The sequence below is a fragment of the Mesorhizobium sp. genome (genome assembly GCF_005063415.1).
GTDB lineage: Bacteria > Pseudomonadota > Alphaproteobacteria > Rhizobiales > Rhizobiaceae > Mesorhizobium.
The window spans coordinates 1-4,007 of record NZ_SUEG01000260.1 but is presented as its reverse complement, the minus strand read 5'-3'; the positions used below and the strand labels follow the sequence as shown (position 1 = coordinate 4,007).

The window sequence follows — 4,007 nt, the reverse complement described above, 5'->3', positions numbered from 1 at the left end:
AGGTTGTCACCCATGTCTTAGGTACAAACTGTTACCCATGTCTCCGGGCCGTACAATGGGCGGGATGATCGGGCGACATGGTCTTGAACACCCGACCGACGACCGGGTCCAACGCCACCTTGTTGTAGAAAGTCCGCGTCAGCCGGTTCAGCGCCTCGGCGCCGCCGGCCCATTCGAACAATGTCGGGACGTCCTGGGTCATCGCCGATCCTCGATTGTGATGTGCAGGGACGATAGCGGAAGGATCGTGCGTGGCTCAACCTGCCTCGATGGCCAGTTCGGCCGGCTGCGGCACCTGTAGCTCTGACTGGGCGGCCGCGGCCACCCCCCAGCTGATCATGGCTTCACATCCGATGATATGTACGGGCTGCTCGGCACGCCCCAAGCCGGCCAGGGTCCCATTCCGCTAGGACCACCACAGGCTTGACCGAGATTTGGATTGGTCACGATTATCCGCGTTACGCCATCTATGTCTGTACAAGCGACCAAGTGGGAACCAGCACCACTGGACAGCCCTTCGTCGCCAACCTTGGCCGCTGGCTTGGCAGGCTGAGAAAGTGGGACTTGAGCCGGTTGAGAAGGTCCGGCCTTCGTCTTGATCGCTGCCACCTCGGCCGGCTTGGCATTCGCAGGGATCTCCCGGCAGTTCGCCGGCGCAGGACTCCGCCGGCAAATGCCCGCCAGGGTAAATATGTCGACAGAGCCGCTGCTGGTGACCAGCTTCATCGTCAGCATGTCGGCGAGGGAAATCTGCCGGATGTCGCTAGCGGGCGTGGCTTTCATTCTGTCCAGCACGCCTTGTCCGACACCCATCTCCCTGAGATAGGCCGAGATCTTTCTCGAAAACGCCTTGCTCATTTTATAGGTCTTGTAGCTCTCGCCTTGAGTAACGGTCTCCGTGGTGACCTGATATCTTTTGCCACGGATAGTTTGATAGGTGGTTCGAACACGCCGTGTTGAGGGGAAATAGGTGGTGGTGATCTGATGAACACCCAGATAGGCCCAGCTGCCCACCACGCGGTGGACGCCTCCGGCAAACATCAGCGGACAGGCGGAATTGCACATGGCGCCACCATCGGACGCGACGCCGAAATAGGCTACGCCTTTGCCGTAGCTGGCCCCGCAATCCTCCGTCCCCGGCCAACAATCGGTAAACTCGGTCTTACCGATGGCGATATCGAGCCTGTTCTTGCGTATTATGCGACCAAGCTGGAGCGCAGCGTCGACATCGCCGCCAGGGGAATTAACAATAATCGGCAGTTTGCGAGTACCGAGCTTTTTCAGTACCCGCTTTAGTAGAGCCGGCGAGCCGGCTGCAATGGCGCCTTCCGCTGAAATCCATTCCGGACAGTTGGGCTCACAACCGACTGCACTGCTGCGGGCAATGATGAGCCGCATCTCCGAAAAACCATCGGACGAACTGCCCGGAAGGTACCATGACTTCGGATCCCATGTCCTAGGATCGGACGCATCCTCGGCCTTTGCGGCGAATGCAGCCATCGCAACCGCGACCACTAGCGCTAGGCCGGCCAGCCCGCGCCACCACCTTGCCACAGTGTCTGAATGGCGTCCCGAAACCACGCTTGGCAAAAGCCCCCTCTACGCAACCTATAATAGTTGCGGCAATGGCACTTGCAATAGCTTCAAAACACCGGCCGATACTTGTGCCGCAGAGCGTCGGAAACGAAAAAGGGCAGCCCGAAGACCGCCCTTTCTCTTTTGGATTCCGGCGAATGCCGGTCCCGATTATTCTTTGATGGTGACGACGATGCCGGCACCGACGGTGCGGCCGCCTTCACGGATGGCGAAGCGCAGCTTCTCTTCCATGGCGATCGGCACGATCGATCAGCTCGCAGCGATCAAGCCCGCCTTACGATTTGACCGGCGTGCTGGCCTGAGCCTTGGCGCCCGAAGCTTCGCGGCAGTTCTCCGGCCGTGGCTCCGATCTGCAGATGCCGGGGCCTGTCAATTCGTCTGCCGATTGATGTCCGGTTGTCAGCTGGTATTTCAGCATCCTGTCGAGTTCGAGCTGCCGTTCGACTGAATACAGCTGAATTGCGGTAAACAGACCGGGGCCGATGGCCATCTCATCGAGATAGGCCTTGACCTTTTGCTCCTGCCCTACCGAATGCACTCTCAACTGTGCACGCGGGCCGACCAGGCGTTTGACACCGCCGGCGAGCATGATCGGACAGGCCGAGCCGCACTCGCCGCCGACATCGACCGTGAGCCCGTTGTAGACGCCGTCTTCGGCGGCGCAGTCGGTCTGCCCCGGCTCGCAGCCAATGAAATCCGTCCGCGCTACCGCTATGTCGAGTTTGCGTTCGCGGATCAGCCTTCCGGCGGCCAAGGCGCCAAGCACGTCCCCACCCGGCGAGTTGATGACGATGGGCAAGCGCCGGTCGCCGACGCTGTCAAGCAGTTGGCGCAGTTTTTCGGCCGTGTCAGCGGTAATCATGCCTTCCGCCGAGATCCATTCCGGGCAATTGGGATTGCATAGCGGATTGCTGCCGCGGACCAGGACGAATCGCATGTCAGCGACCTCCTTCGCCGGCGGGGTTTCGAGCCCTGAAGGTGCAGGCTCGGCGTTCGCTACCACTTCCCCGGCCGGCTTCGCGATATTCGCCGGCGCCGGCACTTCCCTGCAACTCGCCGGCAACGGATCGGATTTGCATAGGGTTGGCGCGATCAGCAGGTCGACGGCATCCAGGCTGGTGACGAGATTCATTTGCAGCATGTCGTAGGGAACCAGTTGCTGGATGCTGCTGGCCGGCGTGCTTTTCATGGTCCCGAGCACGCCCAGGCCGACGCCCATCTCCTTCAGATACGCCGCCAGCTTCCGCTCCAGCGGCTTGTTCATCTCGTAGGTCTTGTAGCTGCCGGCGTTCTTCCGGCTGACGACCCTGGTGCTGAGTATCTTCTTCTTGCCTTTCACCATGCGGTAAGTGGTGCGGTACAGCAGCTTCGTCCGGATATAGGTCGTGGTGATCTGATGGACGCCGAGAAAGGCCCACTCCCCGACCGCGCGCCGGATGCCACCGGAAAACATCAACGGACAGGCGGAATTGCAGATGGCGCCGTTGGCATAGGCTTTGCCAAAATAACGGGCGCCCTTGCCGTCGTTTTCCTTGCAGTTCTTCACATCTGGCAGACAGCCGACGAAGCGGGTTTTGCCGACGGCGATATCGAGCTTGTTCTTGCGGATCAGGCGACCAAGTGTCAGCGCCGCTTCGACATTGCCGCCCGGGGAATCGACGACGATCGGCAGCTTGCGAGCGCCAAGCGCCTTAAGCGTGCGCTTGAAAAGGGCCGGCGTGCCGGCTTCAATCGAGCCTTCGGCCGATATCCATTCCGGACAGGTCGGCTCGCAGCTCGGCGCGCTGCTGCGGACGACGACGAACCGCATCGTCGGGCCGAAATCCGGCGTGGATTTTTCCGGCGTGGATTTCTTTGCATCCGCTGCGAAGGCAGCGTGGCTCATGGCAAGCAACGACACCAGGCAGATCAGCCCTAGCGACCACCATGCCTGACTATGCAAACGGCGCCATGGAACCATTCGGGCAGCCCCCTCGATGCAACCTATACTAGTTATGGCAGAGGCGCTTGCAACAGGATTTGAAGCAATGCGGTTAATCCATTGCCAGAATATCAGAATCAAAAGGGCGGCCCGAAGACCGCCCTTTTGCATCCGATCTCAACCGGCAGCGCCGGCGATTACTCTTTGATGGTGACGACGATGCCGGCACCGACGGTGCGGCCGCCTTCACGGATGGCGAAGCGCAGCTTCTCTTCCATGGCGATCGGCACGATCAGCTCGACATCGACGGTGATGTTGTCGCCCGGCATCACCATCTCGGTGCCTTCCGGCAGCGACACGATGCCGGTCACGTCCGTCGTGCGGAAATAGAACTGCGGACGGTAGTTGGTGAAGAACGGCGTGTGGCGGCCACCTTCGTCCTTGGTCAGGATGTAGGCTTCGGCAACGAACTTCTTGTGCGGCTTGACGG

General features: G+C 60.5%; 2 protein-coding genes and 3 pseudogenes. All 5 read right to left on the bottom strand.

The window, feature by feature from the left end; genetic code table 11:
- Window positions 1-55 precede the first annotated feature (55 nt).
- Window positions 56-202 (bottom strand): annotated as a pseudogene (locus E5W70_RS31295) (globin); the annotation flags it as partial.
- Window positions 203-336: 134 nt separating this feature from the next.
- Complete coding sequence (locus E5W70_RS31290; protein WP_292665118.1) at window positions 337-1,500, bottom strand: hypothetical protein; 1,164 nt, start codon at window positions 1,498-1,500, stop codon at window positions 337-339.
- Window positions 1,501-1,746: 246 nt separating this feature from the next.
- Window positions 1,747-1,842 (bottom strand): annotated as a pseudogene (locus E5W70_RS31285) (elongation factor Tu); the annotation flags it as partial.
- 28 nt (window positions 1,843-1,870) lie between these two features.
- On the bottom strand, window positions 1,871-3,556 hold the full coding sequence (locus tag E5W70_RS31280) for a hypothetical protein (protein WP_292665116.1): 1,686 nt from the start codon (window positions 3,554-3,556) through the stop codon (window positions 1,871-1,873).
- Window positions 3,557-3,714: 158 nt separating this feature from the next.
- Window positions 3,715-4,007 (bottom strand): annotated as a pseudogene (gene tuf / locus E5W70_RS31275) (elongation factor Tu); the annotation flags it as partial.

What these genes read in the sequence shown, in the direction of transcription:
- E5W70_RS31280 (WP_292665116.1), bottom strand. Translation starts at nt 3,556, where the DNA reads ATGGTTCCATGGCGCCGTTTGCATAGTCAGGCATGGTGGTCGCTAGGG.
- E5W70_RS31290 (WP_292665118.1), bottom strand. Translation starts at nt 1,500, where the DNA reads ATGGCTGCATTCGCCGCAAAGGCCGAGGATGCGTCCGATCCTAGGACA.